Genomic DNA, 18,683 nt, shown 5'->3' on the forward strand with positions numbered 1-18,683 from the left:
GGGATCCAGCGAGGGAATGCCAGCCTCGCCGCCCGGATGCAAGGGCCGGGCTCGGGCTGGCAGCGTACCGGGGGGAGAGCCCGGCCGGCGGGCCGCTCGGGATCCTGTCCGACAGGCAGCATGCCTTGGCAGCCATGTAGGCCGGAAGGACTTGTGCGAGCGCAGGGGGGCCCATGGGTCAGCCATGCGGTGAGCCCGACAACCAGCACCGCGCACCCTGCCCCCGACCCAAGTCACGGCGACACCAACCGCGCCTTGATGCCCGCCACAACTCATGATTGCTTCAAACGGCACCGTCCGGAGAGAAGCTTGTGACAGTAGGCCAGGAATTGTGAAGAGAGAGCCTCTTGTGAAATGAGAGCCTCGCGCTGCGCACGCAGTCCGCGTTGCCGACAAGCTTGCTGGCGCAAATGCGCCGGCCAAGCCGGCTCGTTTGTTGCCTCGCGCCCCACCCCGCCGATCGATGCAAGTCTTGCATTGATCGATGCCGCATTTGGCTTGGACAGAGATTGCCACTCGCCCTAGGGACCATATTGGTGCTTGACTTCATTGGTGCTTGACTTCGCATGTGAAGCGAAGCGGCCCAAGGCGGCCCGCAGCATCTGCCCAACAACGACATAATCAACCCAGGAGGAAGCCCAGATGAAGGCACTTACAGGTATCATCGCAGCCGCCGTGCTGGCGGTTTCGGCGCCGCTGGCGACCGCGCGCGATTTCCGCTCCGCCGACGTGCACCCCGCCGATTATCCGACCGTCGAAGCCGTGAAGTTCATGGGCAAGCAGCTGGCTGCTGCGAGCGGCGGCAAGCTCGGCGTCAAGGTGTTTCCGAACGGCGCCCTCGGCTCCGAGAAGGACACGATCGAGCAGCTCAAGATCGGCGCGCTCGACATGATGCGCATCAACTCCTCGCCGCTGAACAACTTCGTCCCGGAGACCGTTGCGCTGTGCCTGCCCTTCGTGTTCCGCGACACGCAGCACATGCGCAACGTGCTGGACGGCCCGATCGGCGACGAGATCCTGGCCGCGATGGAGCCCGCCGGCCTGGTCGGCCTCGCTTATTATGACAGCGGCGCGCGCTCGATCTACACCGTCAAGGCGCCGGTCAAGTCGCTCGCCGACCTCAAGGGCCTGAAGATCCGCGTCCAGCAGTCCGACCTCTGGGTCGGCATGATCCAGAGCCTCGGCGCCAACCCGACCCCGATGCCCTATGGCGAGGTCTACACCGCGCTCAAGACCGGCCTGGTCGACGCCGCCGAGAACAACTGGCCGTCCTACGAATCCTCGCGCCATTTCGAGGCCGCCAAGTTCTACAACATCACCGAGCACTCGCTGGCGCCCGAGGTCCTCGTGATGTCCAAGAAGGTCTGGGACACGCTGAGCAAGGAGGACCAGGCGCTGGTCCGCAAGGCGGCCAAGGACTCGGTGCCGGTCATGCGCAAGCTCTGGGACGAGCGCGAGCAGGCCTCCCGCAAGGCCGTCGAGGCCGCCGGGGTCCAGGTCGTGACGGTCGCCAACAAGCAGGAATTCGTCGACGCGATGAAGCCGGTCTACCAGAAGTTCGCGGGCGACGAGAAGCTCTCGAGCCTCGTCAAGCGCATCCAGGACACGAAGTAACGGACACGAAGTCACAGTCGCGAAGTAAAAGTAACAATCACCAAGCAAGAGTAGCCGGCCCCGGCGTCGCCACGCGGCGACGCCGGACGCAGGCGGGGGAGAGGGACGGGAATGACAGACCCACACGTCGCAGACCACGAGTCGCCGGAGGGGCGCCCGTCGCGCGGCCCGCTGACGCGGATCAACGCCATCATCGCGCGCTTGGGCATGTATCTGTCCGTCGCCGGATTGCTCGTCATCGTCACCATCGTGTTCTACCAGGTGTTCGGACGCTACGTGCTCAACTCCAGCCCGACCTGGACCGAGAACCTGGCGCTGGTCCTGATCCTCTATGTCACCCTGATCGGCGCCGCCGTCGGCGTCCGCGACGCCGGCCATATCGGCATGGACAGCCTCCTGGTGATGCTGCCGGACAGCACGCGCGAGAAGATCGAGCTGGTGATCCATGTGCTGGTCGCCTTGTTCGGACTCGCCATGGCCTACAATGGCTGGATCCTCGGTGCCTCGGTCGGCACGGTGAAGATCCCCAATCTCGGCCTGCCCGAAGTCATCCGCTACGTGCCGCTGGTCGCCTCCGGCGTCCTGATCGTCTCCTTCTCGATCGAGCACATCATTGCTCTCCTGCGCGGTGAAGAGGTCATCCCGTCATGGAACTGATCATTCTCGGCGCCACCTTCTTCGGCTTCCTGGTTCTCGGCGTCCCCGTCGCCTTCGCCATCGGCCTCTCGGCCATCTGCACCATTCTGTATGAAGGCCTGCCGGTGGCGGTGATCTTCCAGCAGATGATGTCGGGGATGAACATCTTCTCGTTCCTGGCCATCCCGTTCTTCGTCTTCAGCGGCGAGCTGATGCTGCATGGCGGCGTTGCCGACAAGATCGTGCAGCTCGCCAAGAACCTCGTCGGCCACATCCGCGGCGGCTTGGGCATGTCGAACGTCGTCGCCTGCACGCTGTTCGGCGGTGTCTCAGGCTCTCCGGTCGCCGACGTCTCCGCAATGGGCGCGGTGATGATCCCGATGATGAAGAAGGAAGGGTTCGACACCGACTACGCCGTCAACGTCACCACCCACGCCTCGCTGGTCGGTGCGCTGATGCCGACCAGTCACAACATGATCATCTATGCGCTCGCCGCCGGCGGCAAGGTGTCGATCGGCGCGCTGATCGCCGCGGGTCTCCTGCCGGCGCTGGTGCTGATGGTCTGCATGCTGGTCGCCGCCTATGCAGTCGCCGTGAAGCGCGGCTATCCCGCGGGCAAATTTCCCGGCTGGGCGGAGGTCTTCCGCTCGTTCGCAGCGGCGCTGCCGGGCCTCTTGATCGTCGGCATCATCCTGGCGGGCATCCTCTCCGGCGTCTTCACGGCCACCGAATCCGCAGCCGTCGCGGTCACCTATACGATCCTGCTGACGTTCTTCATCTACCGCACCATGACGCTGCAGAACTTCCTGCGCGCCGCCGCCAAGGCGGTCAAGACGACCGGCGTGGTGCTGCTCCTGATCGGCGTCTCGACGATGTTCCAGTACCTGATGGGACTCTACGAGGTGGCCGATTTCGCCGGCGACCTGATGAGCAAGGTTTCGACGCAGCCCTGGATCATCTTCCTGCTCATCAACGTCATCCTGTTCCTGCTCGGCACCTTCATGGACATGGCGGCCACCATCCTGATCTGCACGCCGATCTTCCTGCCGATCGCGATGAAGGCCGGCATGGACCCGGTGCAGTTCGGCATGCTGATGCTGATCAACTGTGCGCTGGGCCTCAACACCCCGCCGGTCGGCACCACGCAGTTCGTCGGCTGTGCCATCGGCGGCATCTCGGTCGGCGCCGTCATGCGCACCATCCTGCCGTTCTACGCCGCACTGATCGCAGCGCTAATGTTCGTGACCTACGTCCCTGCCTTCTCGCTGTGGCTGCCGCGCCTCCTGATGGGCTACAAGGGATAGTTGGAACGCGTTCGCCGGCCTTGGTCGCGAGCCTTGGCCGGCGAATGCACCTGCGCTTTGGCTGGGATGAAACAGCTGAGTTCGCCGAAGCCAGCAGCGGTCCGGTACGACGCTGGCGCTGTTGTGGAGCTGGTGGGCGGTGTTTCGGCGGTCTGGAACCTCCATCAGCGCCAACTCCCAAGCCAGTTCGTAGACCGCAGCTTTCCATGAACGTCACCTCGAACTGTCCTCATCGAGGGATGATCCGGCCGGACATCGACAAGCAGCCCGCCTTTGGTCTCCGGGCGGCTCATCAAGGTGGATTGACAGGCGCGCTGGCCATCCTCGCACCGGACGCCGAGCAGCAAGGAAGCCAGGACCGGTGACCGTCGCCGTCTCGCGACTCCTGGCGCAGAGAATCGAGCTCAACGATGTATTGTCTGCCTTCTTGAATGAAGGACAGCAGCGGTCACCAGCCGTCATCCGCGGCGCTCGCATGCGCTCAGAGAGCTGATCGGGCGGAGAGCTCCGGATGCACGAGCGCAGGCCGCTGGAAATCGAGAGACGGCATGAATCTCTCGCAGGATCTCAGGCAGACCATGAGCCTCGCCACCGTCATGGCTTCGTCGCTTCCCCCCACGCAATGACCGGTGGTGTCGGCGTGCTCTCAGCCGACCGCACAAGGTCCGGGGCACGATGTCTGCCCGCTATGCGGATCCACGTCTGCCTTTGGCGAGCGGATCCCGGGCTCGTGCTGCGCACCCCCGGGGGATGACGACGAAGATCTTGGGCGAGCCGGGCTCAAGCGACCGGCCCCCCGCCTCAGAACGACGTGCCGCCGCCGAACCTGAACTCCTGGACGACGTCGTATTTGCCCTTGGACAGCGGCACCGCGTAGTCGAAGCGCAGCGGGCCGAACGGGGAGGCCCAGATCAGGCCGACGCCGACCGAGGAGCGGACGACCTTGCTGTCGTCGTACTGCATCGCGCATTTGCAGGCGGCGGTGTTGACCTCGCCGGTGGCGGCCCAGGAGGTCGGGCCCTGATAGCCCCACAGCGAACCGGCATCGGCATAGACGGAGCCCTTCAGGCCGACTTCCTTGGGCAGGAACCAGAACGGCATCTGCAGCTCGGCCGAGGCGCCCCAATATTTGGTGCCGCCGAGCGCGTCGCCGGTCGCGCCGAGGCTGCGATAGGTGATGTCGCGCGGACCGATGCCGTTGGAGGCGAAGCCGCGGACCAGCGTCGGGCCCATCTGATAATGGTCGAGCATGCGCAGGTCCTTGTCGCCGATCTTGTTCAGGACGCCGCCCTGCAGATGGATGACGCTGACGATGTCGGAGACCAAGGGCGTGAAATATTTCGCGTCGACGGCCGACTTCAGATAGCTGACATTGCCGCCGACACCGGCGAAATCCTGGCGCCAGTCGATCAGGAGACCGTCGGTCGGGTTCTTGGTGTTGTCGAGCGTGTTGTAGGTCAGCGTGTAGCCGAGCGCCGAGGTCAGCGCCGCGCCGTCGTTCAGCTCCTTGCGCACCGCCAGGCTCGATTCGCCGTCGCCGTAGCAGCCATAGCCATAGACGCCCGAACTGGTCGAATTGGTCGGGTCGACGCCGCCGAGCACGCTCTGGATATAGGCCGGAGTCGGATTGAAGGCGAGCAGGCCGTTGGCGGAGTTGTTGTTACAGTTCGCCAGATAGGACGGCAGCGTGATCTCCTGCCGGTACAGCGAATAGCGCAGCTGCAGCGACGTGTCCTCGCGCAGCTGGAAGCCGAGTCGCGGGCTGAAGCCGACCGTCCTCGTGCCGTAGCTGGTGTAGCTGTTGGCGAGCTGCTGACGGTAGGAAATATCTAGGCCGAGCGCGACGCGGTAGTCCAGCAGGTAGGGCTCCACAAAGGACAGCGCCACGCCGCGGGTATATTGCCCATAGCTCACGGAGGCTTTGGCATAGAGGCCGCGGCCGAGGAAGTTGCGCTCGGAGATCGACACCTCGGCGAGCGCGCCGTCGGTGGTCGAATAGCCGCCGGAGATCGAGAAGTCGCCGGTCGACTTCTCCTCCAGGCCGACCACCAGGATCACGCGGTCGCTCGAGGAGCCGGGCTCGGTGGTGATCTTCACGTCCTTGAAGAAGTCCAGGTTCTTCAACCGTCGCTCGGCCCGATCGACCAGCGCGCGGTTGTAGGCGTCGCCCTCCGAAATGTCGAACTCGCGCCGGATCACATAATCCCGCGTGCGCGTGTTGCCGCGGATGGTGATGCGCTCGATATAGGTGCGCGGCCCTTCGTCGACCTGGAACACGATCGCGACGGTGTGCGCTTCGAGGTTGCGGTCGCCGCGCGGCCGGACCACAGCAAAGGCGAAGCCGCGGCGGGAGGCCTCGATCTGCATCTCCTCGACCGATTTTTCGAGCTGCTCGACATTGTAGAGCGCGCCGACATTGACCCGCGAATAAGTACGCAGCGCATTGGCGTCCAGGGCCGCGATGGTCGATTGGAAGTCGACCGAGCCGACGCGATATTGCTGGCCTTCGTCGATCTTGAACGTGACCAGAAAACCCTTCTGCTCGGGATCATATTCGGTCAGGGCCGCGACGACCTGAACATCGGCATAGCCGTTCTTGAGATAGAAGCGGCGGATGAGGTCGCGGTCGGCCTCGACGCGGTCGGGGTCGTAGACGTCGTTGTTGCCGAGGAAGCTGAGCCAGTTGGATTCATGGGTCTTGATCACGTCGCGCAGCCGGGCAGCCGAATAGGCGTTGTTGCCGACGAAGGTGATCGACTTCACCCCGGTCTTTACGCCCTCCACCACCGTGAACACGAGGTCGACGCGGTTATTGGGCTGCTCGATGATCTCAGGCGTGACGCGCACGTCATAGCGGCCCGAACGGCGGTAGATCTCGGCGATGCGTTGCGCGTCCGACTGCACCATGGGACGCGACAGCGTGCCGCGCGGCTTCGACTGCACCTCGGCCTGGAGCTGCTCGTCCTTGACCTTCTTGTTGCCCTCGAAGGCTACGCGGCCGATCACCGGGTTCTCGACCACGCGCACGATCAGCCGGCCGCCCTGGCGATCGATCTTCACATCGGCGAACAAGCCGGTCTCGACCAGCGCCTTGAGGCCGTCGTCGACCTGGGCGGCATCGAGCGCACCGGATGGCCCCGGCTTGAAGTAGGAGCGGATCGTATCGGCTTCGACACGCCGGTTGCCCTCGACCGTGATCGAGGTGGCAGAGGCGGCAGGCGCGGCCGCCACCATCCGGGGCAACGTCGTCACGGGCAGGGCCAGCAGCATCAGGGCAAGCACGCCCGGCAGTCTCAGACGCATCATCGACGCTCTTTCGAAAAGTCAGAGTCCTCGGCGCGCCGCAAGGCACGGCTCGCCCATGGGAATCGGTGATGCCCGTCAATGATGGTCGAGATGCGCCGATCTCGTTTCGCGAAATGTCGATTGATGCGCGATGTGGCTGAGTGTTTCCGATCGGAAATGATCGAGCGCCGCGCGGTGCGCCAAAGCCGGTCAGCATGTGGTTATGTGCGGTCTGCACCTTGCGACCGGGAAGCCACAACCGGCGCGGACATCTCCGTTAAGCAATTGGCCGGCCCCCGCCGCATTCTGCGCGTTCCGACATCAAATTCTACAAATCTTCGAACACCGGCAATACGCCGGAAAAACGACCGTGCTAATCGAAGACCATCCGAACTAAGCCCCCAAGTAGTTCGGCCAAGGCCCGGTGCGTACAGATTCCCAGACTTATTCCGGCGCACCGGGCCGCCCATTTCTCCTCAACAAGCTAATCGATCGGCGACGGACTGGCGGCGGATGAGCCGTTCGTCGAGCCGTGCGCGGCTCACGCTGCAGCTGAGGCCGCTCGGCGCGGTGAAGGCTGCGGCGTGACGGCGACAGGGAATCGAGCCCGCTCGGATGGCATGACATCCAAGCGCGGGAGTCCAAGCTGCCGCAGGAGTTCGGCGTCAGCGACCGCCAGGGTGCCCGCCGGCCGCCGCGCGGCAACCTTCTAAGCTGGTCCCGTGTGACGAGCAGCGCGATCTCCGACGTCCGTTCGCGGCGCCCGTCGTGGAGGCCTCGTTGGGTGAGGAGCGCTGCGTCTCGAAACATGAGGCCCCCGGCGGGGCGAAACCATCTGCTGCCCGCCCCGGGACTCGGGCCTTCGCCACACGCGATTGCGAACCGCCCGTCCGCCAAAGGTTCCCGGGCCTGTCGCGAATCACCACAATGTCCGCCGCTGTTGCGAAATTGCCTCTGGATCGTGCCCCGAAAAACGATCAAAACGGACGGCAGCGCCGATGGTTAATCGCGTCTTAACCTCGCCCCACCTATGGTGACCACAAAGGCACCGGTTCATGGGCGATCGGCGGCTTCCACTGGTTTGGCGCGCGTTTTACGTATGGCAATGACCGCTTCATCCCCCGCGCCCGCTGGCGCCAGCCATTCGGAGAGCGAACGCTCGCCGTTTGCGCGGCTGAACGAGCTGCTCGCGCCCTATTCTCCGGGCAAGCCCATGATTACGCTCGCGGTCGGCGAGCCGCAGCATCCTGTTCCCGGCTTTGTCGGGCCGGTGCTGGCGCAGCACATCGCCGATTTCGGCCGCTACCCGGCGGCCAAGGGCATCGAACCGTTTCGCAAGGCCGCCGCGGGCTGGCTGGCGCGCCGATTCGCGCTGCCGCGCGCGATCGATCCGGAGCACGAGATCATAGTTCTGAACGGCAGCCGCGAGGGCTTGTTCTTCGCCGCGCATGCCGCGCTTCGCCATGTCGGCCCGCGCCGTGGCAAGCCTGCCATCCTGATGCCGAACCCGTTCTATCCGGTGTACGGCGTCGGCGCCCGCACCGCCGGCTGCGACTCCATCTACCTGCCGACGACGCGCGACAACGGCTTCCTGCCGGACCTCGATGCGATCGACGAGGCGACCCTGGCGCGCACCGTCGCGGTCTACATCGCGACGCCTGCCAATCCGCAAGGATCAGTGGCGAGTGCTGACTATATGCGCAAGCTGGTTCAGCTCGCCAACCGCTGGGGCTTCCTGATCTTCAGCGACGAGTGCTATTCGGAAATCTATACGAGGCAGGCGCCGGGCAGCATGCTCGAGCACGCCGGGCCCGACTATCAGAACGTCGTCGCCTTCCAATCGCTGTCGAAGCGCTCCAACGTACCGGGCATGCGCATCGGCTTCGCCGCCGGCGACCGCCGTTTCCTCGCCGCCTTCCATGAGCTGCGCAACGTCGCCGCGCCGCAGGTGCCGGTGCCGCTGCAGCACGTCGCGGTCTCCGCCTATGGCGACGAGGCGCATGTCGAGGAGAACCGGCGGCTGTACCGCGCCAAGTTCGATCTCGCCGACCAGATCATCGGCAACCGCTACGGCTATCAACGGCCCGATGGCGGCTTCTGCGTCTGGCTCGACGTCACGGAGCGCGGCGGCGACGAGGACGTCACGGTGAGACTGTATCGTGACGCCGGAGTGCGCGTGGTGCCCGGCAGCTATCTGGCACGACCGCAGGCCGACGGCTTCAATCCGGGGCTCGGCTATATCCGGCTGGCGCTGGTGGCCGACGCCTCGTCAACCGGTGAGGCGCTGCACCGGCTGGTCGAGGTCCTCAGGTAGACGCGGGGCTGATGCGGATGCCGGCGATCGAACGAGTCATTCCCCTGGTCAATCACCTGCCGACGTCGCTGCGCGACGCGCTGGTGCGGCGGCTGCGCGAACTCGCGGGCCTCGGCCTGATCGCGCTGTGCGGCGTCGCCGCCGCGGCGCTGATGACCTGGTCGGTGCAGGACCCGAGTCTCAGCCACGCGACCTCGCGCGCGATCCGCAACATCGTCGGCTATCCCGGCGCGATCGGCGCCGATCTGCTGATGCAGATCCTCGGCCTCGGCTCGATCATGGCGATCCTGCCGATCGCGATCCGCGGCTGGCGCATGATGACGCACCGGCCGTTCGACCGCGAGGCGCTGCGCTTCGGCGCCTGGGTGCTCGGGGCCGCCATCGCCGCCGGCTTCGCCAGTTGCTGGCCGCGCTCGCATGCCTGGCCGCTGCCGACCGGACTCGGCGGCGTGGTCGGCGATGCCCTGGTGCGCGCGCCAGCGGTGGTGTTCGGTCCGCCGGGCCTGATCTACCGGCTGGTGCTCGGCAGCCTGCTGCTGATCGCCATGATCGGCTGCCTGCTGGTCGCCGGCGGCATGGGCGCGAAGGAAGCTGATCCGAACCTCGCGGCGGACGAGGAGGACGACACGCCGCTGTCCGACGACGAGGATGACGACGACCGCAAGGCGATCCGGCTCGGCTGGGTATTTCACGCCATCATGAGCGCGAAGGCGCAGATCGGCTGGTTCCTCAGCACGGCCTATCGCGCGCTGGTGTCGTCAGGCCCGCAGCCGCGCAGCGCCGCATCCGGCCGGCAGGAGCCGAGCCTGGTCCGCGGTCAGAAGAAGCCGACGCTCGCGCCCGAGATGACCGAAGAGGACGACGAGGAGGAAGAGGCCGGCGAGGAGGAGGAAGAGGAAGAAGAGGAGGAGCCGGCCCCGAAAGCGCGCAAGAAGCCCGCGGCGAAAGCGCCGACAAAGAAGTCCAGCGACAAATACGAGCTGCCCTCGGTCTCGATGCTGGCCGCGCCCAAATCCTCCGACCGCCAGCCGCTGTCCAAGAGCGAGCTCGAGGCCAATTCGCGCGCGCTGGAAGGCGTGCTGCAGGATTTCGGCGTCCGCGGCGAAATCGTCAAGGCGCATCCCGGTCCCGTCGTCACCTTGTACGAACTGGAGCCGGCGCCCGGTATCAAATCGTCGCGCGTGATCGGCCTCGCCGACGACATCGCCCGCTCGATGAGCGCGCTGTCGGCACGCGTCGCGGTCGTGCCCGGCCGCAACGCCATCGGCATCGAGCTGCCCAACGCGCATCGCGAGAAGGTCTATCTGCGCGAGCTCCTGGTCGCCAAGGAGGCGACCGAGAGCGTCGCCAAGCTGCCGCTCTGCCTCGGCAAGAACATCGGCGGCGATTCCATCATCATCGATCTCGCCCGCACCCCGCATATGCTGATCGCCGGTACCACCGGCTCGGGCAAGTCGGTCGCGATCAACACCATGATCCTGAGCCTGGTCTATCGCCTGCGGCCTGACCAGTGCCGGCTGATCATGGTCGATCCGAAGATGCTCGAACTCTCCGTCTATGACGGCATCCCGCATTTGCTCACGCCGGTCGTGACCGACCCGAAAAAGGCCGTCGTCGCGCTGAAATGGGCCGTGCGCGAGATGGAGGAACGCTACAAGAAGATGGCCAAGCTCGGCGTGCGCAACATCGACGGCTACAACGCCCGCCTTGCGGAAGCCCGCAACAAGGGCGAGGAGCTGACGCGCACCGTCCACACCGGCTTCGACAAGGAGACCGGCAAGGCGATCTACGAGGAGGAGAAGCTCGACCTCGATCCCCTGCCCTACATCGTCATCATCGTCGACGAAATGGCCGACCTGATGATGGTCGCGGGCAAGGACATCGAGGGCACGGTGCAGCGCCTCGCCCAGATGGCGCGCGCCGCCGGCCTTCACGTGATCCTGGCGACGCAACGGCCGTCGGTCGACGTCATCACCGGCACCATCAAGGCCAACTTTCCAACCCGCATCTCCTTCCAGGTGACGTCCAAGATCGACAGCCGCACCATCCTCGGCGAGATGGGCGCCGAGCAGCTGCTCGGCCAGGGCGACATGCTCTATATGGCCGGCGGCGGCCGCATCAGCCGCGTGCACGGCCCGTTCTGCTCCGACGAGGAGGTCGAGAAGGTCGTCAGGCACCTGAAGGCGCAGGGCTCGCCGGAATATCTCGAGGCGGTCACGGCCGAGGAACCGAGCGAGGAGGACGGCGCCGTCTTCGACGCCACCGGCATGGGCGGTGGTGGCGGGGGCGACGACCTGTTCGCGCAAGCCGTTGCCGTGGTCAAACGCGACCGCAAGGCCTCGACCAGCTACATTCAACGGCGGCTGCAGATCGGCTATAACAAGGCCGCTTCGCTGATGGAGCGGATGGAACAGGAAGGCATCGTCGGCCAGGCCAACCATGCCGGCAAGCGCGAGATCCTGGTGCCCGAGGAAGAAGGCGGGTTCTGACCGCCCGCTTTGGTCCCAGATCTGCCGTTTCCGTGTCGTATCTTCACGCAATTACGATCACGCTGCCCGACCGAACCAAGATAGAACGCGTAAAACTCAGGACGTCGTTTTGAAAAGCCCCTTGTTGAACCGCCTGTTTTCGCTTCCAGCGCCGCTGCACGGACGCCGTATTCCGGCTGGGATGGTCGCGGCCGTGGCGACCTGTGTCCTGACCCTTGCCGCCGGCCATGCGGCCGCCCAGACCACGCCGGCGCCCAAATCGGGCCCCAAGGGCGGCGCCCAGCTCAGCGCCTCCGACCAGCAGCGTGGCGGACAGGGCCCTGCGACCACCCAGACCACGCCGCCAAATCCGATCATTCCGGATCCCCGGCGCAACGTGCCGGCCAGCATCTTCACCTCGTTCGACGCCAATCAGAAGGCGATCGCGGGAAAGGTGAGCGCCTATCTGTCGTCATTGCAGACGCTGGTCGGCAACTTCGTCCAGGTCGGCCCGGACGGCAGCAAGACCAAGGGTGATTTCTACATCCAGAAGCCCGGCAAGGTGCGCTTCGAATATGATCCGCCGACGCCGATCGACATCATCGCCGACGGCTCATCGCTGGTCGTGCGCGACCGCAAGCTCGCGACCCAGGACGTCTACCCGCTGTCGCAGACGCCGCTGCGCTATCTGCTGTCCGACCGGATCGACCTGCTCAAGGACACCAATGTGATCGCGGTCGCCTCCGACGACCTCTATGTCACGATCACGATCGAGGAGAAGCAGGCGCTGATCGGCACCAGCCGGCTGATGCTGATGCTCGGCGCCAAGGACGGCCAGCTCAAACAGTGGACCGTGACCGATCCGCAGGGCTACGACACGACGATCGCCGTCTACAATCTCGATACGACCAAGAAGCTTGATCCGGCGATGTTCAAGATCGACTTCACGACCTATCCGAGCACGCCGCCGGGTTGATGCATCCGGCCGTCCGATCAGCCCGCCTCGAGCCCTCGGACCTTCCACTGCGCCTCTGACAGCACGAGTTTCTCGAAGCGCTTGCGCGCCTCCTCGAGATCGTCGGCCGGAATCGTGTCGCAGCCGGGACGCGCGCGCAGGATCATCGCCGTGGTCGGCCAGCTCAGTCGCGCCGCCTTGCAGGCCAGCACCAGATCGGTGACGCGGTCGTCCTCCATCAGCGCTTCGATCACCTGGATGGACACGACGCAGAGCAGCGCCAGCGCGGCGATGACCGCCGGAAAATCGCCGGTCACGCAGAACCGGTTGACGGCGGAATCGCTCAGCTTGCCGCTGCGATTGAGGGCGGCGACCTCGGTCTTGACCTGCTCATAGTCCCACATTGCGCGCATCGCAGCGCCGGCGGTCCTGGTCGGCGTAGCTTGCAAGGTGGCGCGCGTCGCGGGCGGCGCTGCCTTGATGAAGCGGGCGCGCGCGCCCTCGCTGGCCGCCGCGACGAAGGCGCGCGACAGCTTGGCTGGCAGGTCGGTGCGCAGCGCCAGCTTTTCGGCGAGGTCCTCGTCGCGCTCGGCGATCTTGAACAGGCTGCGATAGCCATCCTCGGACAGCCGCGCCGTGAGATTCTGCACCAGCGCCATGCGCACCGCCGGAAAGCCGCGGGCGATCAGCTGGTTCGTCAGGCTGTCGCCGATGCCCCTGCGGCTGGCGATCGCAACGAGATGCGCCGGGCTGGAGCTGCGAATGAACTCCGCAAGGTCACGTTCCGTGAGCACGGCTGCCTTGGCCAGCATCGGCCCGGCGACACGCAATTCCGGATGCACGGCGAGCAAACGCGCAGTGGCATAGGGCGCGCGCTCCACGCCGGCCAAGGCCATGCTGAGCTCGGCCAAGAGATCGGTGGCGACCTGCGGCATCAGGCGGGCGAACATCTGGTCATAGAGATCGAGCTGCTCGGCCGACGCCGGCCGCGGTCCGGCGAGAAACAGGGCCGTGGTCCGGCGCAGCATGTCCGTGGCGAGCTCGGACACCGTCCGCGCCTCACTCGGAGGCATCTTGACGGGAGCGGCCGAAGGCGCTGGAGGCATCGCACATCTCTCATTCCGGCGCCCGTCACACGGGGCGCGATCATCAGATGCGGAAGAATGCGAGCACCGGCCTAAAGCCGCGTTAAGCCAGTTCCGGGGAACTACGGAGGGCTCTCAGCGTCCTTAACAGCTTTCGACGCGCCCTGGATGACAATGTTCTTGCATTGTTCTTGCGAACCCTGCCCGCTTCAGATACCGTTGCGCGCGGGAGGGCATCATGGTCCAGCGCGTTTCCACCGTCGCTTTCGAGGGCATCGAGGCCCGCGCGGTCGACGTGCAGGTCCAGGTTGCCCCCGGCCTGCCGGCGTTTGCGATCGTCGGCTTGCCCGACAAGGCGGTGTCGGAGGCGCGCGAACGGGTGCGCTCGGCGCTGATCGCCTCAGGCCTGGCGCTGCCGGCGCGGCGCATCACCGTCAATCTGGCGCCGGCCGACGTGCCCAAGGAAGGCAGCCATTACGATCTGCCGATCGCGCTCGGCCTGATGGCGGCGATCGGCGCCATTCCGCCGGATGCACTCAATGGCTTCACCGTTCTCGGCGAGCTCGGCCTCGACGGCTCGATCGCGCCGGTGGCCGGCGTGCTCCCCGCCGCGATCGGCGCCAATGCACGCGAGGAGGGCCTGATCTGCCCGGCCGCCTGCGGCGCGGAGGCGGCCTGGGCGAGTCCGGACCTGCAGATTATCGCGGCGACGTCGCTGATCCAGATCGCCAATCATTTCAAGGGCACGCAGGTGCTGTCGCGGCCGCAGCCGAAGATCCAGGAGGCGGCCGCGAGCCTGCTCGATCTGCGCGACATCAAGGGCCAGGAGAGCGGCAAGCGCGCGCTCGAAATCGCCGCCGCCGGCGGCCATCATTTGCTGATGATCGGGTCTCCCGGCGCCGGCAAGTCGATGCTGGCGGCGCGGCTGCCCTCGATCCTGCCGCCGCTGTCGCCGGCCGAGCTGCTCGAAGTCTCGATGATCGCCTCCGTCGCCGGCGAGATCGAGGGCGGCGCGTTGACCAACCGGCGGCCGTTCCGCAGCCCGCATCATTCGGCCAGCATGGCGGCGCTCACGGGCGGCGGCCTGCGCGCCCGTCCAGGCGAGATCTCGCTGGCGCATCAGGGCGTGCTGTTTCTCGACGAGCTGCCGGAGTTCGATCCGCGCGTGCTGGATTCGCTGCGCCAGCCGCTGGAGAATGGCGAGGTCTCGATCTCGCGCGCCAACCACCGCGTCACCTACCCTGCCCGCTTCATGCTGGTGGCGGCGATGAATCCGTGCCGCTGCGGCAACGCCTTCGAGCCCGGTTATGCCTGCAAGCGCGGCCGCATCGACCGCTGCACGTCAGACTATCAGATGCGCATCTCCGGCCCGCTGATGGACCGCATCGATTTGCGGATCGAGGTGCCCGCGGTGACTGCCGCCGACCTGATCCTGCCGCCCTCGAAGGAAGGCTCCGCCGAGGTCGCCGCCCGCGTCGCCGCCGCGCGCGACCTGCAGCGCGCGCGCTACGCCAAGGCCGGCCTGCCGCATGTCCGGACCAATGCCGAGGCGCCGGCCGCAGTGCTCGACGACATCGCCAAGCTCGATGCGCCCGGCCAGAAACTGCTGCGCGAGGCTGCCGAAACGATGCGCCTGTCGGCGCGCGGCTATCACCGCGTGCTGCGGGTGGCGCGAACGCTGGCCGATCTCGATCACGCCGACACTATCGGCCGGCTGCATCTGGCGGAGGCGCTGTCGTACCGCGCGCTGGCGGAGGACAGCCGGCATGCGGCGTGAGCGCCATCCCGCCTCAACCTCCTGGTAACGATTTCTCTTTACGCTCCGGAAACCATAAGGCCCGCCTTGTCCGTGATCAGGCCTTCCGTGTCGGTGCGTGTCATGTTGCGTATCAAGCTCGTCGTTGCGGCTGCGTCACTGATCGCGGCCGCGCTCATGGTGCGATTCGAATTCGCGCCGGCGATGCCGCCCTGCATGGCGGAGGGAGCCGACAGCATCGCGCTCGATTCCCAGCCGTTTCACGCCGATTTTCATGGCGACTCGGCTGACGATCCCGCCCGTGTGACACTCCGCGACAATCCGCAGGCGGTCGATCTTGTCGTCGTCGATCATTCGCCCGTCCAAGCCGATCAAGGCTGCAGCGTGACCGCCGCGATCCAGGCGGTCGCGATCGCGGCCGAGGCGCCGGCCGACACACCGCGCATCGATCTCGCCAGAGAAGGTGCGACGGACGGCCGCACGGATGACCGCATTCATGGTCGCTCCAGCCATGACACGGCGCGACCGGCCGTCGCGTCGGTCATGGCCGCTCACCATCACGACGTTGCGCCGGCGAATGCGCTGCCGTGAGCCGGGCTAACGCCGGGTTCACCATCTCTGCACGGCCGACGATCCGTGCAGGATCGTTTCAAAGTCTCAGCAAGACCGACGCCGCATGGTGCGGGCCGGCCGTCATATTGGAATTGATGATTTCGGGAGTGAGCGAGATGATGGGAGCGAGTTTTCGCATCAGGCTGCGGCTGCGCCGGTTCACACGCCGCCATCACACGCTGTTTACGATCCTGCGTTCGGCAATGATCTTCATGGCCGGGTTCGGCGGCGCCTATGGCTTCATCAAGGCCAGCCTGTCCGAGACCTCCGGCTACAACCCGCACGCCTTCGCGATCGGCGCGAGCTTTCTGTTTGCGCTCGCCTGCGTCGGGCTCGCGACGCTCAGCATGCGGCTGCGCTTCATGCGCAAGAAAATGCACAAGCTCGCGCTTCACAACGAGGTGCTGACGGACCGCAATTGGGAGCTTCAGGAGGCCGAGCAGCGCGCCCGCAGCCTGTTCGAGCAACAAGGCGACCTGATCGTCATGCGCGAGAGCGACGGCACGATCATCTTCGTCAACGACGCCTATTGCCGGATGGCCGGCCTCGATCGCGAAAACCTGCTCGGCAGCCAGTTCAGCTTCGATCTCCTCGAGCAAGGCGACAGCGCGCTGGAGCCGAGCGGCACGCGCGTCCACGACCAGCGGATCGACAGCGCCATCGGGCCGCGCTGGATCGCTTGGCGCGAGGCGCTCGTGCGCTCCGATGCCGGACATCCGGCCGTGCAGCAATGTGTCGGCCGCGACGTCACCGACCGCACAGAGACCGAGCGGGCGCTGGCCGAGGCGCGCGACCAGGCTAATGCGGCGAACCGCGCCAAGTCGCGCTTCCTGGCGATGGCCAGCCACGAGATCCGCACACCGTTGAATGGCATCCTCGGCATGAGCGGGCTGCTGCTGGAGACGCAGCTCACACCGGAGCAGACCACCTATGCCAAGGCCGTCCGCAGCTCGGGTGAAGCGCTGATGTCGCTGATCAACGAGCTGCTCGATTATTCCAAAATCGAGGCCGGCAAGCTGGCCCTCGAGGCGCAGCCGTTCGCGCTGACCGCGCTGATCGAGGAGATCACCGAGCTCCTGGCACCGCGCGCGCAAGGTAAACAGCTGGAGATCGCGGCCTATCTCGACGAGCGGCTGCCGACCTGGGTGACCGGCGACGCCGCACGGCTGCGCCAGGTGCTGCTCAATCTCGCCGGCAACGCGATCAAGTTCACGAGCAAAGGCGGCGTGGCGCTGATTGCCGAGCCCGGCATCTGGCCGAACGAGATCAGCTTCCAGGTGCGCGACACCGGCATCGGCATCGCGGCGGACGCGCAGGAGCGAATTTTCCGCGAGTTCGAGCAGGCCGACGACAGCGTCGCGCGCAGCTTCGGCGGCACCGGTCTTGGGCTCGCGATCTCCGACCGCATCGTCAAGCGGATGGGCGGACGCATCGCGCTGCAGAGCCAGCCCGGCGCGGGCTCGACGTTCGAGGTGTCCGTGCCGCTGCCGCCGGCGCTCGAGCGCGGCGAGCAGAACAGCTTTCGCGGCCCCGACCTGACCGGACAGTCGATCATGCTGATCGCCCCGGCCGGCCTGCAGGCCGAGCTGATCGAAAGGCGGCTGCAGAATTGGGGCGCGCAGACCTGCCTCGTCGCCGAGACCGAGATCGCCGCGGCGCTGCTGCCCGAGCGCGCCTGGCACGCGGTCTTGATCGATGACGCGATCGGCAGCGAGGCGGCGCGGCGTCTGGGCGAGGCTGCACACCATCATACGACGCGGCTGATCGTGCTGGTCACGCCGACGAGCCGGCACGAACTGGCCCCCGCCGCGCCCTTCAACGGCTATCTGGTGAAGCCGTTGCGGGCCGCGTCGCTCGCCGCGCGTGTCAGCTTCGACCTGGACGCAGGAGCGGCATTCGCCGAGCAGCCGATTCCGACCATCGCACCATCGATCGCGGCGCGGGCCGGCACCGGGCTGGCGATCCTCGTCGCCGAGGACAACGATATCAACGCGCTGCTGATGCGCTCATTGCTGACCAAGCTCGGCCATCACCCCGATATCGCCGTGCATGGCGAGGCTGCCCTGGATTCCTGGCTCGCCGCCCGCGCGGCCGGCACGCCCTATGATCTCATCCTGATGGACGTGCAGATGCCGCGGCTCGACGGCATTGCCGCGACGCGTCGCATTCGCGCCCATGAGGCCAGCGAGCCCGGCCGGCGCACGCCGATCCTGGCACTCACCGCCAATGCCCTGGTCGAGGACCGCTACGCCTGTTTCGAGGCGGGAATGGACGGCTTCCTGGTCAAGCCGATCGACCGCGACAAGCTGGATGAAGCGCTGGCCAATCTGGCGGCGGCGCGGCAGGTGGCGGCGTAGTTATTCGTCTTCGCATGGGAGGTGCGCTCCCTCTCCCCGTTCTTGCGGGGAGAGGGTCGAGGTGAGGGGCAGCTCCACGGGCGGTGCTGAGTCTCTGCAGCGAGCCGACTGTTCTACGATCCGGCTCGGACAACGATCATGTCTCGGGCAGCTAGCATGCACCCAGAGCCACTGTGCCCGTCCGATGAACTAGGAATCTGAGCTGCGCGTGCGGCATGCCCCTCACCCGGATCGCTACGCAATCCGACCTCTCCCTGTGACCTTGCCCCCAAGTTTTATCCAGATCTGAGTTCGTTC

12 protein-coding genes are annotated in these 18,683 nt (G+C 66.2%); 10 read left to right on the top strand and 2 right to left on the bottom strand.

What is annotated here, in order from left to right:
• Nucleotides 1-642 precede the first annotated feature (642 nt).
• The 4 genes from HL671_RS27005 (at nucleotide 643) to HL671_RS27020 (ending at nucleotide 3,919) form a co-directional block, all read left to right on the top strand.
• Nucleotides 643-1,614, top strand: coding sequence for a TRAP transporter substrate-binding protein (locus HL671_RS27005; protein ID WP_011942648.1), 972 nt, complete (start codon nucleotides 643-645; stop codon nucleotides 1,612-1,614).
• Between the two features lie 111 nt (nucleotides 1,615-1,725).
• Nucleotides 1,726-2,271, top strand: a complete 546-nt coding sequence (locus tag HL671_RS27010) for a TRAP transporter small permease (RefSeq protein ID WP_011942649.1) — start codon at nucleotides 1,726-1,728, stop codon at nucleotides 2,269-2,271.
• A complete protein-coding gene (locus tag HL671_RS27015; RefSeq protein ID WP_011942650.1) occupies nucleotides 2,262-3,554 on the top strand; it encodes a TRAP transporter large permease in 1,293 nt (430 codons plus the stop codon). The genes HL671_RS27010 and HL671_RS27015 overlap by 10 nt, the downstream gene beginning before the upstream one ends.
• 206 nt (nucleotides 3,555-3,760) lie before the next feature.
• Nucleotides 3,761-3,919 (top strand): hypothetical protein, encoded by a 159-nt coding sequence (locus HL671_RS27020; RefSeq protein WP_168167854.1) that lies wholly within the window; start codon nucleotides 3,761-3,763, stop codon nucleotides 3,917-3,919.
• Between the two features lie 436 nt (nucleotides 3,920-4,355).
• Here HL671_RS27020 and bamA read toward each other — a convergent pair whose 3' ends face one another.
• Complete coding sequence (gene bamA, locus HL671_RS27025) at nucleotides 4,356-6,860, bottom strand: outer membrane protein assembly factor BamA (RefSeq protein WP_172240365.1); 2,505 nt, start codon at nucleotides 6,858-6,860, stop codon at nucleotides 4,356-4,358.
• A gap of 1,078 nt (nucleotides 6,861-7,938) precedes the next feature.
• On the opposite strand from bamA, the gene HL671_RS27030 reads away from it, so the two are divergent.
• The 3 genes from HL671_RS27030 (at nucleotide 7,939) to HL671_RS27040 (ending at nucleotide 12,597) form a co-directional block, all read left to right on the top strand.
• A complete protein-coding gene (locus HL671_RS27030) occupies nucleotides 7,939-9,153 on the top strand; it encodes an aminotransferase class I/II-fold pyridoxal phosphate-dependent enzyme (protein ID WP_172240368.1) in 1,215 nt (404 codons plus the stop codon).
• Nucleotides 9,154-9,164: 11 nt separating this feature from the next.
• Nucleotides 9,165-11,642, top strand: a complete 2,478-nt coding sequence (locus HL671_RS27035) for a DNA translocase FtsK (protein WP_172240371.1) — start codon at nucleotides 9,165-9,167, stop codon at nucleotides 11,640-11,642.
• A 181-nt stretch (nucleotides 11,643-11,823) separates the two neighbouring features.
• A complete protein-coding gene (locus HL671_RS27040; RefSeq protein WP_011942654.1) occupies nucleotides 11,824-12,597 on the top strand; it encodes an outer membrane lipoprotein carrier protein LolA in 774 nt (257 codons plus the stop codon).
• Between the two features lie 17 nt (nucleotides 12,598-12,614).
• Here the strand turns inward: HL671_RS27040 and HL671_RS27045 are convergent, their stop codons facing one another.
• Nucleotides 12,615-13,682, bottom strand: a complete 1,068-nt coding sequence (locus HL671_RS27045) for a DUF2336 domain-containing protein (protein WP_172240374.1) — start codon at nucleotides 13,680-13,682, stop codon at nucleotides 12,615-12,617.
• A 217-nt stretch (nucleotides 13,683-13,899) separates the two neighbouring features.
• Here HL671_RS27045 and HL671_RS27050 point away from each other — a divergent pair, with 217 nt between their 5' ends.
• From HL671_RS27050 to HL671_RS27060, 3 genes are all read left to right on the top strand, one after another.
• A complete protein-coding gene (locus HL671_RS27050) occupies nucleotides 13,900-15,438 on the top strand; it encodes a YifB family Mg chelatase-like AAA ATPase (RefSeq protein ID WP_172240377.1) in 1,539 nt (512 codons plus the stop codon).
• A 102-nt stretch (nucleotides 15,439-15,540) separates the two neighbouring features.
• Nucleotides 15,541-16,008 (top strand): hypothetical protein, encoded by a 468-nt coding sequence (locus HL671_RS27055; protein WP_246579634.1) that lies wholly within the window; start codon nucleotides 15,541-15,543, stop codon nucleotides 16,006-16,008.
• A 140-nt stretch (nucleotides 16,009-16,148) separates the two neighbouring features.
• Nucleotides 16,149-18,386 carry a PAS domain-containing hybrid sensor histidine kinase/response regulator gene (locus tag HL671_RS27060; RefSeq protein WP_172240401.1) on the top strand — a complete coding sequence of 746 codons (2,238 nt, stop codon included), beginning with the start codon at nucleotides 16,149-16,151 and terminating at the stop codon, nucleotides 18,384-18,386.
• Nucleotides 18,387-18,683: the final 297 nt, after the last annotated feature.

Source organism: Bradyrhizobium denitrificans (assembly GCF_013179005.1).
Classification (GTDB): domain Bacteria; phylum Pseudomonadota; class Alphaproteobacteria; order Rhizobiales; family Xanthobacteraceae; genus Bradyrhizobium; species Bradyrhizobium denitrificans.